20 protein-coding genes, 2 tRNA genes and 1 pseudogene are annotated in these 24575 nt (G+C 57.9%); 13 read left to right on the forward strand and 10 right to left on the reverse strand.

Annotated elements, in window-relative coordinates; genetic code table 11:
• Positions 1-26: 26 nt before the first annotated feature.
• Positions 27-1364, reverse strand: a complete 1338-nt coding sequence (gene rimO / locus ACIQAL_RS20900) for a 30S ribosomal protein S12 methylthiotransferase RimO (protein ID WP_401148979.1) — start codon at positions 1362-1364, stop codon at positions 27-29.
• A 272-nt stretch (positions 1365-1636) separates the two neighbouring features.
• On the opposite strand from rimO, the gene ACIQAL_RS20905 reads away from it, so the two are divergent.
• A complete protein-coding gene (locus ACIQAL_RS20905; protein WP_166596246.1) occupies positions 1637-3535 on the forward strand; it encodes a potassium transporter Kup in 1899 nt (632 codons plus the stop codon).
• A 249-nt stretch (positions 3536-3784) separates the two neighbouring features.
• On the opposite strand, the gene ACIQAL_RS20910 is transcribed toward ACIQAL_RS20905, so the two are convergent.
• The 4 genes from ACIQAL_RS20910 to ACIQAL_RS20925 form a co-directional block, all read right to left on the reverse strand.
• Positions 3785-5086, reverse strand: a complete 1302-nt coding sequence (locus tag ACIQAL_RS20910) for an AcvB/VirJ family lysyl-phosphatidylglycerol hydrolase (RefSeq protein WP_401148982.1) — start codon at positions 5084-5086, stop codon at positions 3785-3787.
• On the reverse strand, positions 5086-7728 hold the full coding sequence (gene mprF / locus ACIQAL_RS20915) for a bifunctional lysylphosphatidylglycerol flippase/synthetase MprF (RefSeq protein WP_341962533.1): 2643 nt from the start codon (positions 7726-7728) through the stop codon (positions 5086-5088). Before mprF ends, ACIQAL_RS20910 begins: the two co-directional genes overlap by 1 nt.
• A gap of 331 nt (positions 7729-8059) precedes the next feature.
• Positions 8060-8136: transfer RNA gene (locus tag ACIQAL_RS20920), tRNA-Met, on the reverse strand.
• Positions 8137-8374: 238 nt separating this feature from the next.
• Positions 8375-8451: transfer RNA gene (locus tag ACIQAL_RS20925), tRNA-Met, on the reverse strand.
• A gap of 248 nt (positions 8452-8699) precedes the next feature.
• Here ACIQAL_RS20925 and dinB point away from each other — a divergent pair.
• Positions 8700-9758, forward strand: a complete 1059-nt coding sequence (gene dinB / locus ACIQAL_RS20930; protein WP_401148986.1) for a DNA polymerase IV — start codon at positions 8700-8702, stop codon at positions 9756-9758.
• An 8-nt stretch (positions 9759-9766) separates the two neighbouring features.
• Here dinB and ACIQAL_RS20935 read toward each other — a convergent pair whose 3' ends face one another.
• The 3 genes from ACIQAL_RS20935 to ACIQAL_RS20945 form a co-directional block, all read right to left on the reverse strand.
• Complete coding sequence (locus ACIQAL_RS20935; protein ID WP_401148989.1) at positions 9767-10723, reverse strand: hypothetical protein; 957 nt, start codon at positions 10721-10723, stop codon at positions 9767-9769.
• Between the two features lie 73 nt (positions 10724-10796).
• Entirely contained in the window at positions 10797-12512 is a 1716-nt protein-coding gene (locus ACIQAL_RS20940; protein WP_401148992.1) for a proline--tRNA ligase, read from the reverse strand.
• Positions 12513-12684: 172 nt separating this feature from the next.
• On the reverse strand, positions 12685-14010 hold the full coding sequence (locus ACIQAL_RS20945; RefSeq protein WP_341962536.1) for an OprD family porin: 1326 nt from the start codon (positions 14008-14010) through the stop codon (positions 12685-12687).
• Between the two features lie 998 nt (positions 14011-15008).
• On the opposite strand from ACIQAL_RS20945, the gene ACIQAL_RS20950 reads away from it, so the two are divergent.
• Together ACIQAL_RS20950 and ACIQAL_RS20955 are read left to right on the forward strand one after the other, a co-directional pair.
• Positions 15009-15446 (forward strand): HIT family protein, encoded by a 438-nt coding sequence (locus tag ACIQAL_RS20950; RefSeq protein WP_401148994.1) that lies wholly within the window; start codon positions 15009-15011, stop codon positions 15444-15446.
• The gene (locus tag ACIQAL_RS20955; RefSeq protein ID WP_401148997.1) at positions 15436-15642 is read left to right on the forward strand and encodes a SlyX family protein; all 207 of its coding nucleotides are present in this window, start codon (positions 15436-15438) and stop codon (positions 15640-15642) included. Before ACIQAL_RS20950 ends, ACIQAL_RS20955 begins: the two co-directional genes overlap by 11 nt.
• 46 nt (positions 15643-15688) lie before the next feature.
• Here the strand turns inward: ACIQAL_RS20955 and ACIQAL_RS20960 are convergent, their stop codons facing one another.
• Both ACIQAL_RS20960 and ACIQAL_RS20965 read right to left on the reverse strand, forming a co-directional pair.
• On the reverse strand, positions 15689-15886 hold the full coding sequence (locus ACIQAL_RS20960; RefSeq protein ID WP_238591726.1) for a cold shock domain-containing protein: 198 nt from the start codon (positions 15884-15886) through the stop codon (positions 15689-15691).
• 132 nt (positions 15887-16018) lie between these two features.
• A pseudogene (locus ACIQAL_RS20965) lies at positions 16019-16294 on the reverse strand (cold shock domain-containing protein membrane protein); the annotation flags it as partial.
• 389 nt (positions 16295-16683) lie between these two features.
• On the opposite strand from ACIQAL_RS20965, the gene ACIQAL_RS20970 reads away from it, so the two are divergent.
• The 9 genes from ACIQAL_RS20970 (at position 16684) to tolQ (ending at position 24565) form a co-directional block, all read left to right on the forward strand.
• Positions 16684-17157 (forward strand): Dps family protein, encoded by a 474-nt coding sequence (locus tag ACIQAL_RS20970; protein ID WP_166596256.1) that lies wholly within the window; start codon positions 16684-16686, stop codon positions 17155-17157.
• A 407-nt stretch (positions 17158-17564) separates the two neighbouring features.
• Positions 17565-17906 (forward strand): ribbon-helix-helix domain-containing protein, encoded by a 342-nt coding sequence (locus ACIQAL_RS20975; protein ID WP_401149000.1) that lies wholly within the window; start codon positions 17565-17567, stop codon positions 17904-17906.
• Positions 17907-18186: 280 nt separating this feature from the next.
• Positions 18187-19962 carry an aspartate--tRNA ligase gene (aspS, locus tag ACIQAL_RS20980; protein ID WP_401149003.1) on the forward strand — a complete coding sequence of 592 codons (1776 nt, stop codon included), beginning with the start codon at positions 18187-18189 and terminating at the stop codon, positions 19960-19962.
• A gap of 132 nt (positions 19963-20094) precedes the next feature.
• Positions 20095-20841 carry a YebC/PmpR family DNA-binding transcriptional regulator gene (locus ACIQAL_RS20985; protein WP_401149006.1) on the forward strand — a complete coding sequence of 249 codons (747 nt, stop codon included), beginning with the start codon at positions 20095-20097 and terminating at the stop codon, positions 20839-20841.
• 126 nt (positions 20842-20967) lie between these two features.
• Positions 20968-21492, forward strand: a complete 525-nt coding sequence (gene ruvC, locus ACIQAL_RS20990; protein WP_401149009.1) for a crossover junction endodeoxyribonuclease RuvC — start codon at positions 20968-20970, stop codon at positions 21490-21492.
• Between the two features lie 114 nt (positions 21493-21606).
• A complete protein-coding gene (ruvA, locus tag ACIQAL_RS20995; RefSeq protein ID WP_166596261.1) occupies positions 21607-22215 on the forward strand; it encodes a Holliday junction branch migration protein RuvA in 609 nt (202 codons plus the stop codon).
• On the forward strand, positions 22216-23271 hold the full coding sequence (ruvB, locus tag ACIQAL_RS21000) for a Holliday junction branch migration DNA helicase RuvB (protein WP_401149013.1): 1056 nt from the start codon (positions 22216-22218) through the stop codon (positions 23269-23271). It begins immediately after the preceding gene.
• Between the two features lie 138 nt (positions 23272-23409).
• A complete protein-coding gene (ybgC, locus tag ACIQAL_RS21005; protein WP_341962545.1) occupies positions 23410-23880 on the forward strand; it encodes a tol-pal system-associated acyl-CoA thioesterase in 471 nt (156 codons plus the stop codon).
• Positions 23870-24565 (forward strand): protein TolQ, encoded by a 696-nt coding sequence (tolQ, locus tag ACIQAL_RS21010; RefSeq protein WP_110947339.1) that lies wholly within the window; start codon positions 23870-23872, stop codon positions 24563-24565. The genes ybgC and tolQ overlap by 11 nt, the downstream gene beginning before the upstream one ends.
• Positions 24566-24575 lie beyond the last annotated feature (10 nt).

The raw sequence follows: 24575 nt of genomic DNA on the forward strand, positions 1-24575 counted from the left end.
GTATGAGGCAGGGAGCGCGGAGGGGCTTAGACAGGCTCGGCCCACAGGTCGTATTCGTCGGCATCGACCACGCGGCACAGGACCTTGTCGCCCGGCTTGAGGTCGCGGTCGCTTTCCACGAACACGTTCCCGTCGATTTCGGGCGCGTCGAAGAACGAACGGCCCACGAAGCCCTGTTCGTCCACTTCGTCGATCAACACTTCGATTTCCTTGCCGATCTTCATTTGCAGCCGTGCAGCGCTGATGGCTTGCTGGTGTGCCATGAAGCGGTCCCAGCGATCCTGTTTGACGTCGTCCGGTACGATCGGGGCGTCAAGCAGGTTGGCAGGCGCACCCTCGACCGGCGAGTACTGGAAGCAGCCTACGCGGTCCAGCTGCGCTTCTGTCAGCCAGTCCAGCAGGTATTGGAAGTCTTCTTCAGTCTCGCCCGGGAAGCCGACGATGAACGTCGAACGGATGATCAGGTCCGGGCACTGCTCGCGCCATTTCTTGATGCGCGCCAGGGTCTTGTCTTCGAAGGCCGGGCGCTTCATCAGCTTGAGGATTTTCGGGCTGGCGTGCTGGAACGGGATGTCCAGGTACGGCAGGATCTTGCCCTCAGCCATCAGCGGGATGATTTCATCGACGTGCGGGTACGGGTAGACGTAATGCAGACGCACCCAGACGCCCAGCGAGCTGAGTGCCTGGCAGAGCTCGGTCATGCGGGTCTTGACCGGTTGGCCGTTCCAGAAACCGGTGCGGTATTTGATGTCAACGCCGTAGGCGCTGGTGTCCTGAGAGATCACCAGCAGTTCTTTCACGCCTGCCTTGACCAGACGCTGGGCTTCATCGAGCACATCGCCCACCGGGCGGCTGACCAGCTTGCCGCGCATCGACGGGATGATGCAGAAGCTGCAACTGTGGTTACAGCCTTCGGAAATCTTGAGGTACGCGTAGTGGCGCGGCGTCAGCTTGATGCCTTGCGGCGGCACCAGGTCAATGAGCGGATTGTGATCGAGCTTCGGCGGCGCAGCGTCGTGCACGGCGTTGACCACTTGCTCGTACTGCTGCGGACCGGTCACGGCCAGTACGCTCGGGTGCACGTTGCGGATGACGCTTTCGTCCACGCCCATGCAACCGGTGACGATCACCTTGCCGTTTTCCGCGAGGGCCTCACCAATGGTGTCCAGGGATTCGGCCTTGGCGCTGTCGATGAAACCGCAGGTGTTGACCACCACCACGTCGGCGTCTTCGTAGGTCGGCACGACCTGATAGCCTTCCATGCGCAGCTGGGTAAGGATGCGTTCGGAATCGACCAGAGCCTTCGGGCAACCAAGGCTGACAAAGCCGACCTTGGGGGCGGCAGACGTGGGGACGGTGGACATTGACTAACCTCGGCGTAGGTACGCCCCGGCGTGTGGCCTGGGCATTGACTGGGCGCTTGGTGCGCCTCTGATCAAAAAGTGCGCAATTCTAGCGATGACTCCGGCGATTGACCAGCGTTATACCGAGAATTACGACGAGTGCTGCGCTATGCTTCGCGGCGTCGAACCCGGTGGCCCTTGTCGGCCGGGTGAATCGGAATTTACAGGTGCGCTGCGGGTCAATCTGACAGCAGCGCGCCGCGGTGCTTGGGTCATGGTTTCAGGAGTGGTAAATGGGTCACGCAACGAGTCAGGCAGAGGCCGGGCATTCGTCGGTCAAGCCGTTGAGTCTGCTGGTGGGAGCGGTGGGGGTGGCGTACGGCGATATCGGTACGAGCCCGTTGTACACGATCAAAGAAGTCTTCGTCGGCGGGTATGGCGTGCAAGCTGGCCACGATTCGGTGCTGGGGATTCTCTCGCTGATTTTCTGGGCGCTGGTGTGGGTCGTTTCGTTCAAGTACATGGCCTTGGTGCTGCGCGCTGATAACGACGGCGAGGGCGGCATCATGGCGCTGACGGCGCTGGCCCGGCGCGCCTCCGCCAAATTCCCGAAGCTGCAAGCGACGATGATCGTGTTTGGTCTGTTTGGCGCTGCTTTGTTCTACGGCGACAGCATGATCACTCCGGCCATCTCGGTATTGTCAGCGGTCGAGGGGATGGAGCTGGCATTCGACGGGCTTGACCATTGGGTCGTGCCCATCGCATTGATCGTGCTGGTGGCTCTCTTTCTCATTCAACGTCACGGTACGGCGCGGATCGGCGTGATGTTCGGCCCGATCATGGTCCTGTGGTTCGTCACCCTTGGCGTGTTGGGCATTCATGGCATCGTTCAGCAGCCCGAAGTGCTGCACGCGGTGAACCCGGCTTGGGCCGTGCGGTTCTTTATCGATCATCCCGGCATTGGTGTGGCCGTTCTCGGCGCTGTGGTGCTGGCGCTGACCGGTGCTGAAGCGTTGTACGCGGACATGGGCCACTTCGGTCGCAAGCCGATTTCCCGTGCCTGGTTCGGTCTGGTGCTGCCGGCGCTGGTTCTCAACTATTTCGGCCAGGGTGCCCTCGTGATCGAGGACCCCGAGGCCGTGCGTAACCCGTTCTACCTGTTGGCGCCGAGTTGGGCGCTGTTGCCATTGATCGGTCTGTCGACGCTGGCCACCATTATCGCCTCGCAGGCGGTGATTTCCGGCGCATTCTCCATGACGCTCCAGGCCATTCAACTGGGCTACATCCCGCGCATGTATATCCAGCACACGTCCAGCGATGCCCAAGGCCAGATTTACATCGGCGCGGTGAACTGGTCGCTGATGGTGGGTGTGATCCTGCTGGTGCTGGGCTTCGAATCGTCCGGCGCGCTGGCATCGGCCTACGGCGTGGCCGTGACCGGGACCATGCTGTGCACCACCATTCTGGTGTCGTCGGTGATGCTGCTGGCGTGGAAGTGGTCGCCGCTGGTAGCGATCCCGATTCTGTTGGGCTGTCTGTTCGTCGACGGCCTGTTCTTCGCCGCCAACGTGCCGAAAGTGGTGCAGGGGGGCGCGTTCCCGTTCCTGGCGGGTATTGCGCTGTTCATCCTCATGACCACGTGGAAGCGCGGCAAGCAGCTGCTGGTGGACCGTATCGACGAAGGCGGGCTGCCACTGCCGATCTTCATCAGCAGTATCCGCGTGCAGCCGCCACATCGCGTGCAGGGTACCGCCGTGTTCCTCACCGCACGTCCGGACGCGGTTCCTCACGCATTGCTGCACAACTTGTTGCATAACCAAGTGCTGCATGAGCAGGTCGTTCTACTGACCGTCGTCTACGAAGACACCCCGAGGGTTCCGGCCGCGCAACGTTTCGAAGTCGAAGCGTATGGTGAAGGCTTCTTCCGGGTCATTCTGCACTTCGGCTTCATTGACGAGCCCGACGTGCCTGCCGCGCTGAAGCTGTGTCACCTGCCGGATCTGGACTTCAGCCCGATGCGCACCACCTACTTCCTCAGTCGTGAAACCGTGGTCTCGACCAAACTGGCCGGCATGGCGCGCTGGCGCGAAGGCTTGTTCGCGTTCATGTTGAAGAACGCCAACGGCAACCTGCGCTTCTTCAAGCTGCCGTACAACCGTGTGATCGAACTGGGTACGCAGGTGGAGATGTAAGCCATCAAAGGTGAGTGCAGCGCTGCGGTGCAAAAAAACCGACGCTGTACGCCTGTGGGAGCGAATTCATTCGCGAAAAATGGGACAGGCGACAGAGGTGTATCGGCTGCGCTGGCCAATCGCGAATGAATTCGCTCCCACAGATGATTGGCACCACTCATGGGGCCCGTCGCTGAATCATGAGGGCCTCCGTCGGCCATAAAAAATCCCCGCAGTCTTTCGAGTGCGGGGATTTTTTTGCGCCCTGGATTACTCGTTGGCAGCCGTCGGTGGCGCTTCCTTGCCTTTCCACTTGTCGATGACTGCGATCAGACGTTTAGCCAGGGAAGGGTAGTTCTCGTCGAAGTGGTGACCGCCTGGCAGCTGGATCTTCTCGCCGGGGGCAGTGGCTTCGGTACAGCCGCTCTCGTCCTTCTCTTCCACGCCGTACACGCACAGCACCTTGTCGCCTGGCAGCTTCGCCATTTCCGGACCGGTCGCCGCTTCTTTGCCGGAGGCACCGAGCCAGCCTTCGACGGCGATTTCGAAGCTGCCGCTGCGGGCGAAGGCAAGCAGGATGATGCCGTCCACCCGCCCTTTGTCGTCTTCCGGCAAGCGGTTGTAGATCGCTGGCAACACGTCAGCGCCGAACGAATACCCCGCGAGTACGAAATGCTTGGCACCCCATTTTTGCCGGTAGTGGGCCATCAGTTCGCTCAGGTCGGTCGCGGTCTGTTCTGGCGACTTGTGTTCCCAGTAATAGCGCAGTGTGTCGATGCCGACCACCGGATAGCCGCCGGACTTAGCCATGTCGCCAGCGACATCCTTGTCCAGGTCGCGCCAGCCACCATCCCCCGAGAGGAACAGGGTGACCGTATCCGATGGCTGGCTCGAAGGCACTTCCACCACCGGAATGTTGAGACCGCCGTTGGCGTCATCGGCAATCAGCAGATGACGGACTTCAGTGTTCAGAATCTGCGGGTACTTGATGTCGTAGTCGCTGATTTTGGTTTCGGCGTTAGGCGTATCACGCACAAAGACCGCGGTCTCGTCATCCGGGCCATCGTTCCACGCCACGGTCCATTTGCCATGGGCGGCGGCTTTAGGCGGCGGAACCTTGCAGTCCGGCTGATTGAGCACGAAGTTCACCGAGATGGCCTGGGCCTTGTCGTTGTTCTGACCTGCCAACCAGTTCCAGGCGACCGAGCCGCCCGCGCTGATCCCTGCGACCACGTCCGGTGTGCCATCAAGGTTTTGCAGCGCGCTGCTAAAGGCCTTCTCCTGCAGCAGGCAATCGTCTTTCGGCAAGATCACTTGAATGACTTGCGCCGAGGCGTCGTAGCTCAAGGCGAGGACTTGCTTATCGGTCAGCGAATCTTCTGTCGTTGCAGCCAGGGCGACGCGCGTCTTGATCTTGGTGGACGGGGTTGCACGGATCAGGGCCGAACCATCTCCAAGCGTGATGCGTTCCAGCGTGGGCTGAGCGGGCGGGCGGTTCCACAGCCAGAATCCTAATGCCACCACCAGAATTACCAGGGCTGCGAGCAAAAAGCGCCAGTAGCGTTGAATCATTAGCGTTTCACCAATCCAGTCAGGCCGCCCGCGATAAGGGCGGCAGTGTCTGCCAGTGCCACCAGCGGATCGAGTCCTGCGGGCACTGCCATATAACGAGGTTCCCAGTCAGGCTGGAATTTGTCTTTGAAACGACGCAGGCCTTGGAAGTTGTAGAGTTGCTCGCCGCGACTGAACACCATCGAACCCAAACGCTGGGTCAAGGGCGCCCCACGCCGAGGTTGCAGACCTGACAACGGCACCATACCCAGGCTGAAGCGGGCGTAGCCTTCCTTTTTATAATGAAGAATCAGGCCGACCATCATGAATTCCATGGTCAGCTTCGGCGCGTCGGGGTGCGAGCGCATCAAGTCCAGACTGGCGAGATCCTGTCGGGATGTTTCCAGCAGGTTCGAAAACGCCACCGGCTTGCCTTGGAAGTGAACGATGGCAATGCGGAAATGCTTGAGGTAATCCAGGCTGAAGCGGCCCAGCGAGAACCCTTTTTCCCGCACGTTCTTGCCCGTGAGCCAGGCATCGGAAATCACTTTCAGCTCATCCATTGGCGCTTGGCCGACTTCATAGATTTCCAGTGACAGACCGTCGCGACCACCCCGATTCCAGGTGTAGCGCAGGTCCTTCATCTCTTTGCCTTTGGCTTCGATGTCGAACGCGTGCAGGTTGACCCGGGCCTCTTCGCCTAACTTGATCGCCGTCAGACCGATGTCCATGTAGAACGGCAGGTTCTCGGCACGCACCTGATAAAACACAGGCCGGGCGTGGTGCACGTCGCAGAGATCGCGGAATTGCCAGATCAGCTCGGCGCGTTGTTGGGTCGGGCCGATGGGGTCATACAACGCCACCAGACTGCGGCCGCGGTGGGCGTACATGAGAAACGCGTTGCCATCCGGGTGCAGCAAGACAGCCTTGTCGCCTGTTAGCACCAACCCGCCGTCAGGCTGATTGGACGCTTTGATGATCTCGGCGGCCTTGGCCAGTTGTGCTTCATCTGGCAGATCGATTTGTGGGCGAGCCGTCCGCAGTAACCACGTCAGAGAGACGATCACCAGCAGCACCGCGCTCCCAAGTGCCGATCGCAAACCGCGCGGGGCATCGGCGTCGAGGGTGAATTGCCACCACAGCTGATGGCTGTAGGGCACGTCTTGATAGGCGAACAGCAGCAGCCAGAACGAAGCCCCCAGCACGCAGATGCTCGCCACCAGATACAGGGGCGAAAAAGGCAGTTCGAACAAGCGGCTCGGTCGGTAGAACGAGCGACGGAATATAGCGAGCAGACATGCCGTCAGCAGAAGAAGGCTGGCTTCCGCCCAGTCGAAGCCTTTGAGAATCGACAGGATCGAACCCACGAACAGCAGAATAGTGGTCAACATCCAGGCCGCTGACAGTCGCCGGCGCAGGCCTTGGGCGAGCAACAGGCAGAGCACGCCGATCAGGCTGGCACCGAAGTGAGACGCGTCGATAAGCCGATGCGGGATCAGAAAGCCCAGGCTTTCCAGTCGTGTGTCGATTTCAGGGGTCGCACCAGAAAACAGCAGCACGACGCCCGAGAGAAACACCAACAAGGCCAGGATCGGTGCGCCAAGGCCTGAAGCGACGCGCATGGCCTGACGCGCGAACAGGAAGCGCTTGGCCTCGCTGAACAGCAGCACCAGACACGCGATCAACAGCGGCAGGACCACGTAGATCAGGCGATACAGGAGCAGCGCCGCTGCGAGGGGAGCCGCGCCCAATTCATCAGCAAAAGCGGCGAGCAGGATCGCTTCGAACACGCCCACGCCACCGGGAACATGGCTGAGCACGCCTGCGGCCAGTGCCAGCAGGTACACCAATAGAAATGCACCAAAAGGCGGCGCGGACGGCAGCAGCAGATACAAAACTGCAGCCGCCGCGGCGACGTCCAGCGCCGTAATCACCAGTTGCATCAGCGTCAGGCGCAGACCCGGCAGACGCAGAGTGCGACGGCCCGCGCGCACCAGCAGGTTGTGCGGGATGGTCTGTTCCGGGAGACGGCGACGATAGACCGCCACCCCGATGATCAGGCTCAGCGCGAGGACAGCGACGGCGATCGTCGCCAGTACCGGGACAGACAAATGCAGCGCGAGGGAGGCGGCTGGCAGGTCGCTTAACATGGCCAATGCCGCCAATGGCGGAAGCGCGCACCCGAGCGAGAGGCTGGCAAATAGCGTCATGTGCGCCACTTCGCCTGCGCCCAGTCCCAAGCGAGAGTACAGGCGATACCTCACAGAACCGCCGGAGAGCATCGAAAGACCGACCGCATTGCCGATGGCGAAGGCACAGAACCCGCCCATCACCAACGACTTGGGTGGCAGTTCCACATTGGCGTATTTACTGGCGGACCATTCATAGCCCAGCAAAATGGTAAAACCGATGACCGTTGCCAGAACAGCGCCTGCCAGAGAGGGCATTGGCACGCTAAGGAGCGAATCTTGCAGCGCATAAATGTCGAGTTCAGTCAGCATGTGCCGACAGGCGATCAATGCGAGGGCGAACAGGATAATGGTGACAGCCAGCCCGATAGGTTGACGATATTTGCTCACCAGTTCGCGAACACGCAGTCGGGCAGGAGGAGCCGGAGGGGTTTCCGGGACTGCTTCATTTGAGTCGGACGGGTTGGCGCGCATCAATCACTCCTTGGATCGTGCGCGACAGAATGGGGGTATACAGCCAAGTTACCAATCCCTACGCAAAAAATAATTCAGGATGTTAGCGCTTCAACGTCTAACGGGCGAATACGGCAGCGACGTCTCGTGACCCTTGAGTCTAGTTTCGGTTGTTCCTAAACGTATCGGCAAAAGGCACAAATTCTGTCGCGACCGGCAACATACGGTAACAAACCGATAAAGACCAATCGGCTATGACAATGTGATGTGACAGCCAAATACCTATGCTGTTCGGCCCTTTTCGTCAGGGCAAAAAAAAGGCCACTCTTTCGAGTAGCCTTCTTTATAACGTTGGTTGCGGGAGCCGGATTTGAACCGACGACCTTCGGGTTATGAGCCCGACGAGCTACCAGACTGCTCCATCCCGCGTCTGTGAGGCGGCATTCTACAGCCGATCGACGAGGTGTCAACCTTTAAACTCCAGGATCGACAAAATAACCACAATTTCACCGCGGCATGCCTAACTCGCGGTCAGACAAGGTTTTTATCTCGACGGCGCCGCAGGTCAGGGCGCCATCATTGATGAAAGATATTTCACTAAGATGAACGCGGATGATTTTCTCACGCGCACAAAAAAGCCACTCTGTTGAGTGGCTTTTTTGATGTTTGGTTGCGGGAGCCGGATTTGAACCGACGACCTTCGGGTTATGAGCCCGACGAGCTACCAGACTGCTCCATCCCGCGTCTGTGAGGCGGCATTCTACAGAGGAACGCCAAGGTGTCAAGCGTGTGGCGGAAAAAAGTGCTTTTTCTTCAAAAGCTTAGCGTGGGCGCCTCGCTCAAATTGCACAGCAGGGGCAGGCCAGCCGGGCGTATCAGCCCCATTGCTGTCTGACTCGACCCAGTCACATTTTTGCGAACGGTGGTGCAATGAGTGTCAGACGGATGCGTCAGTGAGATACTGGCGGACCGTTTTCCTACGACCCCACGTCATGCCGCAGCGCAAAATCATCCATATCGACTGTGACTGCTTCTATGCCGCCATTGAGATGCGCGACGAACCCAACCTCGCGGGCAAGCCGCTGGCCGTGGGCGGTTCGGCAGACCGACGTGGTGTCATTGCGACGTGCAACTACGAGGCACGGGCGTATGGCGTCCGTTCCGCGATGTCTTCGCGACATGCGCTAACGCTGTGCCCCGACCTGACCATCGTCAAGCCGCGAATGGACGCCTATAAAGAAGCATCAAAGGAAATTCACACGATCTTTCGCGATTACACGGACCTGATCGAACCGCTGTCGTTGGACGAGGCCTATCTGGATGTTTCCGAGTGCAGTCATTTCGGTGGCAGCGCGACCCGAATCGCCCAGGATATTCGTCGGCGAGTTTCCAACCAACTGCACATCACTGTGTCTGCTGGCGTGGCGCCCAATAAATTCCTGGCCAAAATTGCCAGTGATTGGCGGAAACCCAACGGCTTGTTCGTCATCACGCCGGATCAGGTAGAGGATTTTGTCGCGGAGTTGCCGGTGTCCAAGCTGCACGGGGTGGGGAAGGTGACCGCTGACAAGCTCGGGCGGTCAGGGATCATCAGTTGTGCGGACCTGCGTGGCTGGAGCAAGCTGGCGCTGGTGCGCGAGTTTGGCTCATTCGGTGAACGGCTTTGGAATCTGGCCCACGGCATAGATGAGCGCCCGGTCCAGAATGACAGTCGTCGACAGTCTGTAAGTGTGGAAAACACCTACGATACCGATCTTCCCGATCTGGCCAGTTGTCTGGAAAAGCTTCCGGCGCTGTTGGAAAACCTCAATGGGCGCATCGCCCGGATTGATACGCTGTACCGGCCAGGCAAGCCGTTCGTGAAAGTAAAATTTCACGACTTCACGCAGACCACCCTCGAACAGGCGGGGGCGGGCAGGGATCTGGAAAGTTACGAACAACTGCTGACTCAGGCGTTTGCACGCGGCGACAAACCGGTGCGATTGCTGGGAGTTGGAGTGCGCTTGCATGACTTGCGAAGCGCCCATGAACAACTGCAACTGTTCGACTGATCCCAGGGTTATTCGCGGCCTGCCGGTACCGCAACCAGTCGGCCGGCATCCTTGGCCAACGAGCGCAGAAACTCGTGCTGCAACTGTGGATCGTTGCGAGTCATTTCGATCAGTGACTGTTCCAGATCGCTGGCTTCTTCTTCCAGACCCAGTTCAGACAGACGCTTGACCCGGTGCACCCACTGGCTCACTTCGTCATCTTCCAGGTCGTCGTAGATCAAACCGTGCGCTTCGATCAACTTGCCGCGCAAGGATTTGCTCAATGGCAAACTGGCTACAGCTTGCACATTGGACGCGTCGTCCTGAACCTTCAGACCCAATTGCGTCACGTGGCTCAGATCCTGCTCGGCGAACGGGCTGTCCAGCAGATTAATACGCAGCACACCGTTACGGTCGGTATTCAGCTCGTTGGTGTCCTTGCTCGACTTGATCTCAACCGGGCTCTCACTCCAGGGCAAGCTGGTGTGCTCGACCCGATGATCCCGCTGCACCTCGTCAATACCGGCCAGGTTCTGTTGAGCCCGACCGTGGGAGGGCGCGTTCATGAACGGGTTGATGCCCGCAATCCCGTAACTGAGCCAATCCTTCGTGACGCTGTCCGGCAGGCTGCCGAATGTCAGTACGTTCACCACGTTGGCGCCGACCCCAGCGACGATCGCCACGGCCCCCAACGGGATCTCGTAGATCTCACGCCAAGGCTGATACGGGGTATAGCGATCGTAATGACGGGTCACGTCGTATTCGGTGATGTCGAAAGTTTTGAGTTCGTGAATCCGGATTCGACGTTGCGGTAGCTCTAAGGTCTTGGGCTCGCCCACGTCGATTTGAAAACTGTGATCGAGCAGTTTGCGGTCAATGCGCTCTTCGTGCTCACTGCGTTGAGACAAATGATTGGCGCAACCGCTGACGAGCAGGCTGCCGCACAACGCGGCGCCCGCGAGGCTTGTGGAACTTCGCTTGAACATGAGATCTCTTGGTGCAGGTGAGGCAGAACAGGCCGCTGAAAGCACGCCCCAATAAAGCGGGCGCGCCGTCGGCTCAGCGATTGATACGGCCTTTGATGAAGGACAGCACGTCAGCAACTGGCAGGGCCTGAGCTTCAGGCTCGGTGCGGCTTTTATATTCCAGGTTGCCTTCGGCCAGACCGCGGTCACTGACCACGATGCGATGGGGAATACCGATCAGCTCCATGTCCGCGAATTTGATGCCCGGGCTGGTTTTCTTGTCACGGTCGTCCAGCAGCACTTCGAAGCCTGCGGCGGTCAGTTCGGCGTACAGCTTGTCGGTGGCTTCACGCACCGCTTCGGTTTCGTAACGCAGCGGAACCAGTGCAACCTGGAAAGGCGCCAGTGCATCGCTCCAGATAATGCCGTTTTCGTCATTGTTCTGTTCGATGGCAGCCGCCACCACGCGAGAGACGCCGATGCCGTAGCAGCCCATGGCGAGGGTGACCGGTTTGCCGTTTTCGCCCAGCACCTGGCACTTCATCGCGTCGCTGTATTTGGTGCCCAGCTGGAAGATGTGACCCACTTCGATACCGCGCTTGATGATCAGCGTGCCCTGGCCATCCGGGCTTGGGTCGCCTTCAACGACATTGCGCAGGTCCGCGACTTCCGGAACAGGCAGATCCCGTTCCCAGTTCACGCCGAAATAGTGCTTGTCGTCGATGTTCGCGCCGATGCCGAAGTCACTCATCAATTCAACCGAGCGGTCGATGATGATAGGAAGTGGCAGGTTCAACGGGCCGAGCGAGCCCGCGCCTGCACCGATGGCATCACGCAGCTCAGCTTCGCTGGCCATGACCAGAGGACTGGCCACCAACGGGTGGTTCGACGCCTTGATTTCATTGAGCTCGTGGTCGCCCCGGACGATCAGTGCAATCAACTTGCCTTCTTCGGCGGCGTGAACCACCAGTGTCTTCACGGTTTTTTCGATGGCCAGACCGAACTGCTCGACCAGCGCAGCGATGGTCTTGGCGTTCGGTGTGTCCACCAGGCGCAGCTCTTCAGTGGCTGCGGCACGGGATTTCTCGCGCGGAACCGCTTCCGCCTTCTCGATATTGGCTGCGTAATCGGAGCTGTCGCTGAACACGATGTCGTCTTCGCCGGATTCGGCGAGAACGTGGAACTCATGGGAACCGGCACCGCCGATCGAGCCGTTGTCAGCCACCACTGGGCGGAAGTCCAGACCCAGGCGAGAGAATACGTTGCTGTACGCCTGGTGCATGCGGTCGTAGGTTTCCTGCAGGGAGTCCTGGGTCGCGTGGAACGAGTAGGCGTCTTTCATGATGAATTCACGGCCGCGCATCAAACCGAAGCGTGGGCGGATTTCGTCACGGAATTTGGTCTGGATCTGGTACATGTTGATCGGCAGCTGTTTATAGCTGCTCAACTCGTTGCGAGCCAGGTCGGTGATGACTTCTTCGTGGGTCGGGCCGGCGCAGAAATCACGATCGTGTCGGTCTTTAAGGCGCAGCAGCTCAGGGCCGTACTGCTCCCAGCGACCGGATTCCTGCCACAACTCGGCGGGCTGGATACCGGGCATCAGGACTTCCAGTGCACCGGCAGCGTTCATTTCTTCACGAACGACCGCCTCAACCTTGCGCAATACACGCAGACCCATGGGCAGCCAGGTGTAAAGACCCGAGGCGAGCTTGCGAATCATGCCGGCACGAAGCATCAGCTGGTGGCTGATCACGACCGCATCGTTTGGCGTTTCTTTTTGTGTGGCGAGCAAATATTGACTGGTACGCATGGTCGGCCGTTGTCGGTTGCTGTGACTGGGAAATGACCTGGCATTGTACGGGGGTGATACGGTCGAGTACAGGGCGAGAGGGCAGCAGCGCGGCTTGGATTAAGCCTTTCGCTCAAATGAAAAAGCCCGGCGCTAGGCCGGGCTTTTCTACGACGACTGTCAGACAGTTCTATTACAGAACCGAAATCGGGTAGTCGACGATCAGACGGAACTCGTCCACGTTGCCTTCGGCCTGGTCGCCGTTTGCACGGTGCCATGCTTGACGGATACGGAACGACAGGTCTTTCGCAGGACCGGTCTGAACAACGTACTTGGCCTCGAAGTTGGTCTCGTGGTGTTTGCCATCTGGACCATAACCGTAAGCCTGGTATGGGCTGCCAGCGTCGATCTTGGTGCCGTCGATGTCTTTACCGTTGATGTAACGGGTCATGAAGCTCAGACCAGGTACGCCGTACGGAGCCATGTTCAGGTCGTAGCGAGCTTGCCAGGATTTCTCACCAGGACCGTTAAAGTCGGAATACTGGATGGAGTTGGCCAGGAAGATCGAGTCGCCACCGCGGTTGTTGTCGCCGATACCGATGTAGTCGAACGGCGTATTGCCGTTAACTTTCTGGAAGGCCACGGTCACAGTGTGAGCTGCCAGGAAAGAGTAGGCAGCGGACAGCGAGAACGTGTTGTTCGTGATATCGCCAGCCTTTTTGCTGCCGGTATCCGAGGTGTTGTAGTAGTTGAAGTCGAAGGCCAGGGACTGGTCATCGGTCAACGGCAGGGCGTAGTTCACGTTGCCGTAGTACTGATTCCACACGTCTTCCAGTTTGTTGTAGTAGAACGCAACACCCAGGTTGTCGGTAACCGCGTATTTACCGCCGCCGAAAGTAGCGGACTTGGAGGTCACGCCAGCGTAGGTTGCCCAGATTTCGCCGTCACGGTTGGTTTCGTCCTGGCTAGTGCCGGAGTAGAAACGACCAGCTTCAACGTCGAGACCCTTGATTTCGCTGCTCTGCAAGGTCAGACCGCTGGCAGTTTGTGGCAACAGACGGGAACCGCCTACTGCGAACACTGGGTTCTGAGGTTGCATATCACCGACTTTCAGTTCGGTTTTCGAAACGCGGAACTTAACAGCGCCACCGGCTTTGCCGAAGCTGTCATGGTTGTGGCCATCTGCGTCAGTCGACAGGTTGCCCGAACCGGAGTATTTGTCGGAGCCGTCCAGCTTGAAGCCAGCGTAACCGAATGCGTCGATACCAACACCGATCAGGCCTTGGGTGTAACCGGAGCTGAAGTTGCCCCAGAAACCTTGGGTCCAGTCTTTGTCGTCTACGGCGCCGCCTGTTTTGTTGCGGTTGTAGTAGTAGTTGCGGGCTTTGACGTCCAGCTTGCTACCTTCAACAAAACCAGTGGCTTCGGACTGGTCGCTTACGAATGCCGCAGCCGATGCCAATTGGGTGCTGGCCGCAGTAACTGCCAGTGCGATTGCGCTCCACTTCATCACTCTCATCGTGACTTTGCTCCTTTGGTTTTAAGAAGAGTACCGCCGTTCACCTGTTTTTTTATCTGAACGGCTCTTTCTTTTTGGTGTCGGCGAAACTTATATCACGCTGACATTATTGGCGATAGTTACAAACCTATCCTTTCAAATTCTTTACGGCCATGTCGCAAAACAGCTCTGTCCATGTCGCTACTGAACAGCTCCTTGTCTGTAAGACGTACAACTACCGCAGTACTTTTCGACTGTCGGAATGCCCCCTCTGCAGTCAGAGCCATCCCGTCCCGTCGAACGCCCCCAGAAGCATGCTCGCCATTCTCATCTTGACCGACGCTTCAGATCTTCACCGCCTGACTTTTCGATCCTGTGTGTGACAAAGCAACAACCATGCTCAAAGTTCCCCTTCCTGTGAAAAAAATGTCCATGGGCACGCAAATACTTACGATTTGCCTTGTAACCTATTGTTTTAAAAGGCTTAAAAAATTACAAAAAATACGCTTGTGGTTGATGATCACATGAGGTTACCGCCTGAAAATGTCACTGGCGTTACCTGTTACCGTCATGAAGTGGGTAAAACGCGGATAAGCCTTACAAAAACTGTCCGCAGAGTGAGTCGTTTTGGTGCGTTGGCGCGAAACCTCGCCTGAATTTAGTACGTGCGTCCTCGGTGCCATGACGGCTCGACCAGAAAGTCAGCGTAGCGGGTGAGCCCATTTGGTCAAGCGCTTGAATTGGAAGGCTTCCCCCCTTGTTTTATTGGATTGAGGGACACCTTCGCACGGTGGGAAGGGTGCCTCTTATCAGTGCGCGGCAAGCTGAAGCGACCAATGCAGGTGCGGGGCTTTCGGGCGGCGAGGGTGATTCAAAATCAACAGCAATCCCGCAAAGTGAGCGGGAAGCGCTAGCTGGCGTGATTCGCGCAGTATTCCCGAGTATCCTGCGCGGTATCGAAAGGTGGGTTGGGTAACTCCGGCACACTAAAAGCTAACCCGGCGATCAGGAGTTTATGCGTGTTTGTTCTGGATCAACGTTTATTGCAGGACACCTTACCGGTAGGGGACTTTCCCCTGTGTCGGTTGCTGCTGTCGAATGACGCGCAATATCCCTGGTTCATCCTGGTCCCGCGCAGAGCGGATATAAGTGAAGTGTTTCAGTTGTCAGATGACGAACAATCACTGTTGTGGAAAGAGACGACGGCGTTGTCCAGAACGCTTCAACAGCTATTCGATGCTGACAAGATGAACGTCGCTGCGCTGGGAAACGTTGTCAGTCAGCTGCACATGCACGTGATCGTACGCCGTAAGAGTGATGTTGCCTGGCCAGCCCCTGTTTGGGGCAAGCACCCCGGCGTACCTTATACCCATGAGCAGGCAACTGGCGTGATCGCCCGGTTGAAAGCGGCGCTCGCACATGATCTTTCCTTCTTGGAGGTGCCCCGTGACGCTTGAAGACCGGGTGATGGATCTGGAAAGCCGCCTGGCGTTTCAGGATGACACGATTCAGGCGCTGAACGATGTGTTGGTGACTCAGCAGCGCAGTCTTGAACGCATGCAGCTGCAGATGGCGGCCTTGATCAAGCGTCAGGAAGAGATGGGTGGGCAATTCGACACATTCGAGGAAGAAGCGCCTCCCCCTCATTATTAAGAGCAAAAAAAACCGCGCCCTGGAGCGCGGTTTTTTATGCCAGTGGTTAGCGGCGGGGCAGTGCGGCAATGACGTCTTCCGCCTGTAGGCCCTTGTCCCGGTTCATCACCGAAAACTCAACCCGCTGACCTTCGACCAACACGCGATGGCCTTCGCCGCGGATGGCGCGAAAATGCACGAAAATATCGTCGCCGGAATCGCGGGAAATAAAGCCGAAGCCTTTAGAGGTGTTAAACCACTTCACAGTGCCGGTATCGCGCTGGCCGGGTTCGTGCGGCTGTTGCGCAGCGGAGGGTGATGACCTGTAGAAGCTGACCCCCAGGTGAATGGCCACCGCGACTACCAGGGCCAGCAAGCTGACCAGAACGGCAGGTTGGCCTGCGATGGTTTCAAGTGGAACCAGCAGTGTCAGGATTTGTAGCACGACCGCTAGCACCAGCAAGGCGCTGACCAGATTTTGCAGTTGATGACGCGGGCCTCGGTTCCAGTAAGGGATCACCGGAGCAATGACGAGGTTGATCAGGCCAAAAAGGGCTAGATACAGTGCGTCGGGTTGAGACAGGTAAGAAGACAACGCTTCACTACGCAGGCTGGGTATGAATGAAAGCAGCAGGGCAGCTGCGCCCGTTAGCAGGTGGACTATTTTCAACATTTTGATGACTCACATTAAGAAGGATCACGATATGAGGCTGGCGGCTTCCGGTACGCTTCTGAAAAAAAGGAGACGTGATGCACGAATGCCGATTCAGCCTGTGCGCTACCACCTGATAGTCGGGCGGTAGCGGCACGTCTGTATTTAACAGCAAAGCGCAGAGCTACTCAAATCAAGCGCTTAGCGCCATTGATCGCAGAAGATGATGGCGATTTGTCTTCGAATCGTCGCCGTTGGTCAAAGGCTTGTTTCAGAGCTGTCTGGGTCGTGGACACGAATTCCGTTTTTACAGAGTTGCTATGCGCCAAGGTGGCTGCACGGCTGCGCGTGTCTTGCTAGAGTGGCGAACAGACTTTTTAAAAACGACCATCATATAAAGAGGACGTAGCATGGCAATCGACATCGGAATCAGCGAAGAAGACCGCAAGTCCATCGTAGACGGCCTTTCCCGTCTGTTGGCAGACACTTATGTACTGTATTTGAAAACCCATAATTTTCACTGGAACGTCACCGGGCCGATGTTCCGTACTCTCCATCTGATGTTCGAAGAGCAGTACAACGAGCTCGCACTGGCGGTGGATTTGATCGCCGAACGTATTCGTGCTCTGGGTTTCCCGGCGCCAGGCACCTACACGACCTATGCACGTCTTTCCTCAATCAAGGAAGAAGAAGGCGTTCCCTCCGCAGAGGACATGATTCGCTCATTGGTCAGTGGTCAAGAGGCCGTTACGCGTACAGCTCGTGGGATTTTTCCTCTTCTCGACAAAGTGAGCGATGAGCCTACCGCCGATCTGTTGACCCAGCGTATGCAAGTCCACGAAAAAACCGCGTGGATGTTGCGCGCGATGCTTGACGTCAAGTAAGCCGCGTCCGCGAGTGGTGTAAATCACCACTCGCTTCCCTCCTGGTTCGCTTTTATTCCGCCAGTTTTTTAGATCGGTGCGTGAACTTCTTAAGGGGTTAGGCGCGAATGACGTGCGCTGAATCGATTAAGTTTTGCTGTCTGGGATTTCGGCCGCCGGTTTTTTGTGCGATGCTGGATAAGTTGTCAAAGGTGCAGAAATATATATATCTAATACCTGCTGTTGTCGGCGCTCACCCTCGAATTAAAGCTTCTCAAATTTCGCTCCAAGTTTGTGGTGATGTCCTACACCTCATAAGTGCTGCTTCCGCTGGCGAACCCCCTATGAATAGGGCTTGATAGGCATGTCAGTTATTTGATTTCAAATGTTTCTATCGTTGCGTTCGAAATAGCATCAAGGGGTATTTCATGAGTCAAAACACCGTAAGGGAGGTACAGGATGTGCATCGATGTTTCAGAGTTCCGAATGATCCGTTCGTTGAGGGCTTCAATATGGATCTGGCGCAACCGCAATCGAGGTCGGTGAGGCTCAATGGGCTTGCAACTTGTTTGCGGCTGGAGGGTGTGTACTGGAATGTCCTTTCCGAGATAGCCAGTTGCAATAGTTGTTCGATCAACGCGGTTCTGTCCTACGTTGATCGGGAAGTTCACCTACGTTATGGCGGGGTGAAGAACTTCAGTGGTTTGATTCGCGTGGTGTGTGTGACGCATCTGTTGAAGGCCGAAGGCTTCCAGTTATCGTCTGCCTGATCTCCAGGGCGCTCATTCTCTGCGGGTGCGTCCTCCGCGGGCGCACTCCTTGCGACAGTCGTCCGGCAGCCAAAATACCGCGCTCCGGACGACATCTTGATCTCTATCCGCCTGCGCGGCTGCACAGCCTTGATTAACCCTATATAATCCCCCGCCTTACTAAGGAAGGCAGGGACAGACCGTCGGGTTGAACTGCATGCCAAGGCTCCTGCACCATTGCCCACTGGCGACGGGCGAGAGCTCCACCGAATTCCGAATTACGAGAAGTGAATACACGATCATGATGCGCAGCCATTATTGCGGCCAACTGAACGAAAGCCTGGAAGGCCAGGAAATTACCCTTTGCGGATGGGTCCACCGTCGTCGTGACCACGGAGGGGTGATTTTCCTCGACATCCGCGATCGTGAAGGTCTGGCCCAGGTGGTCTTCGATCCTGATCGCGCCGACACCTTCGCAATTGCCGACCGTGTCCGCAGCGAATACGTCGTCAAGCTGACCGGCAAAGTCCGCGCTCGTCCAGCGGGTGCCGTCAACCCGAACATGGCCTCCGGTGCCATCGAAGTGCTGGGTTACGAGCTGGAAGTGCTGAACGAGTCGGAAACCCCGCCGTTCCCGTTGAACGAATATTCCGACGTCGGCGAAGAAACCCGCCTGCGCTATCGTTTCATCGATCTGCGTCGCCCTGAGATGGCCGAGAAGCTGCGTCTGCGTTCGCGCATCACGTCCAGCATCCGCGGCTTCCTGGATGGCAACGGCTTCCTCGACGTTGAAACCCCGATCCTGACACGTGCCACTCCTGAGGGTGCACGTGATTATCTGGTGCCAAGCCGTACCCACGCAGGCAGCTTCTTTGCCCTGCCGCAGTCGCCTCAGCTGTTCAAGCAACTGCTGATGGTCGCTGGCTTCGACCGCTACTACCAGATCGCCAAATGTTTCCGTGACGAAGACCTGCGTGCCGACCGTCAGCCTGAGTTCACTCAGATCGACATCGAGACCAGCTTCCTCAACGAGGAAGACATTATTGGTCTCACCGAAAGCATGATTCGCAAGCTGTTCAAGGAAGTGCTGGACCTGGAGTTTGGTGACTTCCCGCACATGACCTTCGAAGAAGCCATGCGCCGCTACGGTTCCGACAAGCCAGACCTGCGCAACCCGCTGGAACTGGTGGACGTGGCCGATCAGCTCAAGGACGTCGAATTCAAGGTCTTCAGCGGTCCTGCCAACGACCCGAAATGCCGCGTGACCGCGCTGCGCGTTCCAGGCGGCGCGAGCATGCCGCGCAGCAAGATCGATGACTACACCAAGTTCGTCGGTATCTATGGCGCGAAAGGCTTGGCCTACATCAAGGTCAACGAGCGCGCCAAAGGCGTCGAAGGCCTGCAGTCGCCTATCGTCAAGAACATCCCGGAAGCCAGCCTGAACGTGATCCTGGATCGCGTTGGCGCGGTCGACGGCGACATCGTGTTCTTCGGCGCCGACAAGTTCAAAGTCGTCAGCGAAGCGCTGGGTGCCCTGCGTATCAAGCTGGGTCACGACCTGAACCTGCTGACCTGTGAGTGGGCCCCGATGTGGGTCGTCGATTTCCCGATGTTCGAAGAGAACGACGACGGAAGCTTCACGGCGTTGCACCACCCGTTCACCGCGCCGAAGTGCTCGCCTGAAGAGCTGGAAGCCAATCCGGCCACTGCCCTATCGCGTGCTTACGACATGGTATTGAACGGCACGGAGCTGGGCGGCGGTTCGATCCGTATCCACCGCAAAGAAATGCAGCAAGCGGTCTTCCGTCTGTTGGGCATTTCCGAAGACGAGCAGCAAGAGAAGTTCGGCTTCCTGCTCGATGCTCTGAAATACGGTGCACCGCCGCACGGTGGCCTCGCATTCGGTCTTGATCGTCTGGTCATGCTGATGACAGGTGCGCAGTCGATTCGTGAAGTCATTGCCTTCCCGAAAACCCAGAGTGCAGCGGACGTCATGACTCAGGCACCAGGCGTTGTCGATGCCAAGGCACTGCGCGAGCTGCACATCCGCTTGCGCGAAACGCCAAAGGCCGAGTAACGAAAAGGGCAGGGTGGATCGCTAGTTCGATTCACCCTGACTCCCTTGCCCTTTGGGGCACAAATTCGAGTGAAGCGCTGCCGTTCGTGTGATCGAGCGGGAGCGGGCGTGTTTCAAGGTTTGGAGCGTGTTATGGCTGGTCATTCCAAGTGGGCGAACATCAAGCACCGCAAAGAGCGTCAGGACGCCAAGAAAGGCAAGATTTTCACCAAGTGGATTCGTGAGCTGACCGTCGCTGCCCGTCAAGGTGGTGGTGATCCGGCATCGAATCCTCGCTTGCGTCTGGCTCAGGACAAGGCGCTGGGTGCGAACATGAGCCGCGACATCATCGACCGTGCGATCGCTCGCGGTGCGGGCGCTGCCGATGCCGACGACATGGTCGAGCTGGGTTATGAAGGCTACGGCGCTGGCGGTGTGGCGGTTATGGTCGAAACCATGACAGACAACCGCAATCGCACGGCAGCAGCGGTGCGTCATGCATTCAGTAAGTGTGGCGGCAACTTGGGCACCGACGGTTCGGTGTCGTACCTGTTTGAACGCAAGGGACAAATTTCCTTCGCGTCGGGTATCGACGAAGATGCGCTGATGGAAGCCGCGATGGAAGCCGACGCCGATGACGTCGTGACCCATGAAGACGGCTCCATTGATGTATTCACGTCATTTGCCGGTTTTTATGCCGTGCGAAACGCCCTTGAAGCGGCGGGGTTCAAGGCAGCAGACGCGGAGATCGTGATGCAGCCGACCACCAGCGCCGTGCTGGATCTTGAAATGGCGGAGAAGGTGCTCAAACTGATCGATATGCTCGAAGACCTGGATGACGTTCAGAACGTCTATTCCAACGCAGAAATTCCGGACGACGTGATGGAGCAGCTTGGCTGATCTTCACATTGGCCGGGTCATGAGGCCGGAGGCACGAAGCGCTGATTCGTTCATCGCTATCGGCCTCCGGCTTCTGCCTTTATGCTGCGTTCAAACGTACGCGTCACTTCTCAAGCTGCAGGCGTTATGACTCTTATTCTAGGTATCGACCCCGGTTCGCGAATCACCGGCTTCGGTGTGGTGCGTGACACTGGACGGGGATGCGAATACGTGGCCTCGGGCTGTATCCGTACGGGCAGCGGCTTGCTGCATGAACGGCTTCAGATCGTCTATCGTGGGGTGCGCGAGGTGATTCAGACCTATGGTCCCGTCACCATGGGTATCGAAAAGGTTTTTATGGCTCGCAATGCCGACTCCGCGCTCAAGCTCGGCCAGGCCCGAGGGGCCGCCATCGTTGCCGCCGCCGAAGAAACCCTGGAAATCGCTGAATATTCAGCCACGCAGGTCAAGCAGGCCGTTGCCGGTACGGGTGGGGCGAACAAGGATCAGGTGATGATGATGGTCATGCACTTGTTGAAATTGACCCAAAAGCCACAGGTAGACGCTTCGGATGCCCTGGCGATCGCCTTGTGCCACGCTCACACTCGTTCCAGTCTGATCCCTCATGGCCTGAATACGGCACGGAGCCGGGGTGGCCGTCTGCGGCTCTGATGGCATCATTCACATATAAATGTTCACTTGCAGCTCTTCTGAGTCCTGCAAAGATGGCGATCAGGGTTTCACCCTGCTCCTCGCAGTGACCGGCTACTGGAAAGGATCTGATACGTGATTGGACGTTTGCGCGGTGCGTTGGTCGAGAAACAACCGCCGCATCTGGTACTCGATGTTGGGGGCGTGGGCTACGAGATCGAAGTCCCCATGACAACCCTTTATCGTCTGCCTCATGTGGGCGAAACGGTGACGCTGCACACTCACCTGGTCGTTCGTGAAGACGCCCACCTGCTGTTCGGCTTCTACGAGAAGCGTGATCGCGAGATGTTTCGGGAGTTGATCAGATTGAACGGGGTAGGCCCCAAGCTGGCGCTGGCGTTGATGTCGACGCTGGAAGTCGATGAGTTGGTTCGATGTGTTCAGGCTCAAGACACGTCAGCGTTGACCCGTGTCCCGGGTGTCGGCAAAAAAACAGCGGAACGTCTGCTTGTTGAGCTCAAGGACCGTTTCAAGGCTTGGGATGCGTTGCCGGGCACGTTCGCGCTGGTGTCTGAAGGGCCGGGCGCGCCGTTGCAGGTCGCTACAGCTGAGTCGGACGCTATTAGCGCCTTGGTGTCGTTGGGCTATAAGCCTCAAGAAGCCAGCAAGGCGATTACCGCCATCAAAGACAAGAATTTGAGCAGTGAAGATCTGATTCGCCGCGCACTCAAGGGGATGTTGTAAGTGATCGAAGCCGACCGCCTGATCGCCGCCACTGGCCGCGACCGTGACGAGCAACTGGATCGCGCCATCCGGCCGCTGAGCCTGGCCGATTACATTGGTCAGCCCACCGTGCGCGAGCAAATGGAACTGTTCATCCAGGCCGCGCGTGGACGGAACGAAGCGCTCGATCACACGCTGATCTTCGGTCCGCCGGGCCTGGGTAAAACCACGCTGGCCAACATCATCGCTCAGGAAATGGGTGTGTCCATCAAGAGCACGTCGGGGCCTGTGCTCGAACGGCCGGGTGATCTGGCAGCGATCCTCACCAATCTTGAACCCCACGACGTGCTGTTCATCGATGAAATCCACCGTCTGTCGCCCATCGTCGAGGAGGTTTTGTACCCTGCGATGGAAGACTTTCAACTGGACATCATGATCGGCGAAGGCCCTGCGGCGCGCTCGATCAAGCTCGACCTCCCGCCGTTCACCCTCGTGGGCGCCACCACCCGCGCGGGCATGCTGACCAATCCGCTGCGTGACCGTTTCGGCATCGTCCAGCGTCTTGAGTTCTATAGCACCGCAGACCTCGCGACCATCGTCTCCCGTTCGGCGGGCATCCTTGGTTTGCACATCGAAGACGAGGGGGCCTTCGAAATCGCCCGTCGCGCGCGGGGCACGCCTCGAATCGCGAACCGGCTGTTGCGCCGGGTGCGGGATTTTGCCGAAGTGCGCGCCAAAGGGGAGATCACCAAGGCCATCGCCGATCTCGCGCTGAACCTGCTGGACGTCGATGAGCGTGGCTTCGATCATCAGGACCGTCGTCTGTTATTGACCATGATCGAAAAGTTTGATGGTGGCCCGGTGGGCGTCGACAACCTCGCCGCCGCCATCAGCGAAGAAAGACACACCATCGAGGACGTGCTGGAGCCCTATTTGATCCAGCAAGGCTATATGATGCGCACACCTCGCGGTCGCATGGTCACGCGGCATGCGTACCTGCACTTCGGTCTGAACATCCCCTCCAGAATGGGGGAGCGGTCAGTCACGGATGAGTTGGCGGACGATACCGACGAATAAATGTGTGATTCACCGATTTATTCCGGGGTTTGGTGGTCAGACGGGCTGTCACGGCAATGTGCCTTGTGCCTGCCGGTGAAAAACGATGAAAAACAGTTGCCTGGCCGGATTGGCAACCACAGGAGTAAGCACTAGAGTATGCGCGCGCAAAACGGGGGTCAGTCGTTCGCACATCGCTGTCGCGTTTATTACGAAGACACCGATGCGGGCGGCATCGTCTACTACGTCAATTACCTGAAATTCATGGAGCGGGCTCGGACCGAGCGGCTGCGGGCATTGGGCTTTGCTCAATCCGCAATGGCCGGTGACGAGAACCTGTTGTTTGTCGTGCACTCCAGTGAGGCGCGTTATCACCAACCGGCTCGGCTGGACGACGAACTCCTGGTCAGCGCCGAAGTGATCGAATTGAACCGAGCCAGTCTGCGCTTTCATCAGCATGTCAGGCGGGCCGCGGATGATGTGCTGCTCTGCGAAGGGCAGTTTTTAGTGGCGTGCGTACGCGCCGATAGTTTTAAACCCCGGGCCATTCCCGAAACTCTGCGCGCGGCCTTCGCCGGTCAGAGTGGCGCGGGAACACTTTCAGAGCAGGAGATACAGCGTGGAAGCTAACGTCGTCGACCATACCTCCATGTGGAGTTTGGTCAGCAATGCCAGCGTGGTCGTTCAGTTGGTAATGCTGATCCTGGTGGCCGCATCGGTCACTTCGTGGATCATGATTTTTCAGCGCAGCTCGATGCTGCGCGCTGGGCGCCGTGCGCTGGACAGCTTCGAGGAGCGTTTCTGGTCGGGTATCGACCTGTCCAAACTGTACCGTCAAGCGGGCAGCAACCCTGACCCGGATTCGGGCGTCGAGCAGATCTTCCGCGCCGGCTTCAAAGAGTTCTCACGTCTGCGCCAGCAGCCAGGTGTCGATCCCGATGCCGTTATGGAAGGTGTGGCCCGTGCCATGCGCGTTGCCATCTCCCGTGAAGAAGAAAAGCTTGAGCAGAGCCTGCCTTTCCTGGCGACTGTGGGTTCCACCAGCCCGTACGTCGGTCTGTTCGGGACCGTATGGGGGATCATGAACTCTTTCCGTGGTCTGGCCACTGCTCAACAGGCCACCCTGGCCACCGTTGCACCGGGTATCGCCGAAGCCCTGATCGCTACCGCCATCGGCCTGTTCGCAGCAATCCCTGCAGTAATCGCCTACAACCGTTTCGCCGCTCGTGGCGAGAACCTGATCGGCCGTTACTACACATTCGCCGACGAGTTCCAGGCCATCCTGCACCGTAAAGTGCACACCAGCGAAGACTAAGCAGGTATTT

Source organism: Pseudomonas sp. NPDC088368 (assembly GCF_044753445.1).
Taxonomy (GTDB): Bacteria; Pseudomonadota; Gammaproteobacteria; order Pseudomonadales; family Pseudomonadaceae; genus Aquipseudomonas; species Aquipseudomonas bambusae.

What these genes read in the sequence shown, in the direction of transcription:
- ACIQAL_RS20945 (WP_341962536.1), bottom strand. Translation starts at nt 14,010, where the DNA reads ATGAGAGTGATGAAGTGGAGCGCAATCGCACTGGCAGTTACTGCGGCC.
- ruvC (WP_401149009.1), top strand. Translation starts at nt 20,968, where the DNA reads ATGACTCTTATTCTAGGTATCGACCCCGGTTCGCGAATCACCGGCTTC.
- ACIQAL_RS20985 (WP_401149006.1), top strand. Translation starts at nt 20,095, where the DNA reads ATGGCTGGTCATTCCAAGTGGGCGAACATCAAGCACCGCAAAGAGCGT.
- dinB (WP_401148986.1), top strand. Translation starts at nt 8,700, where the DNA reads ATGCCGCAGCGCAAAATCATCCATATCGACTGTGACTGCTTCTATGCC.
- ybgC (WP_341962545.1), top strand. Translation starts at nt 23,410, where the DNA reads ATGCGCGCGCAAAACGGGGGTCAGTCGTTCGCACATCGCTGTCGCGTT.
- ACIQAL_RS20910 (WP_401148982.1), bottom strand. Translation starts at nt 5,086, where the DNA reads ATGATTCAACGCTACTGGCGCTTTTTGCTCGCAGCCCTGGTAATTCTG.
- ACIQAL_RS20940 (WP_401148992.1), bottom strand. Translation starts at nt 12,512, where the DNA reads ATGCGTACCAGTCAATATTTGCTCGCCACACAAAAAGAAACGCCAAAC.
- rimO (WP_401148979.1), bottom strand. Translation starts at nt 1,364, where the DNA reads ATGTCCACCGTCCCCACGTCTGCCGCCCCCAAGGTCGGCTTTGTCAGC.
- aspS (WP_401149003.1), top strand. Translation starts at nt 18,187, where the DNA reads ATGATGCGCAGCCATTATTGCGGCCAACTGAACGAAAGCCTGGAAGGC.
- ACIQAL_RS20905 (WP_166596246.1), top strand. Translation starts at nt 1,637, where the DNA reads ATGGGTCACGCAACGAGTCAGGCAGAGGCCGGGCATTCGTCGGTCAAG.
- ACIQAL_RS20970 (WP_166596256.1), top strand. Translation starts at nt 16,684, where the DNA reads ATGGCAATCGACATCGGAATCAGCGAAGAAGACCGCAAGTCCATCGTA.
- ACIQAL_RS20935 (WP_401148989.1), bottom strand. Translation starts at nt 10,723, where the DNA reads ATGTTCAAGCGAAGTTCCACAAGCCTCGCGGGCGCCGCGTTGTGCGGC.
- mprF (WP_341962533.1), bottom strand. Translation starts at nt 7,728, where the DNA reads ATGCGCGCCAACCCGTCCGACTCAAATGAAGCAGTCCCGGAAACCCCT.
- ACIQAL_RS20975 (WP_401149000.1), top strand. Translation starts at nt 17,565, where the DNA reads ATGAGTCAAAACACCGTAAGGGAGGTACAGGATGTGCATCGATGTTTC.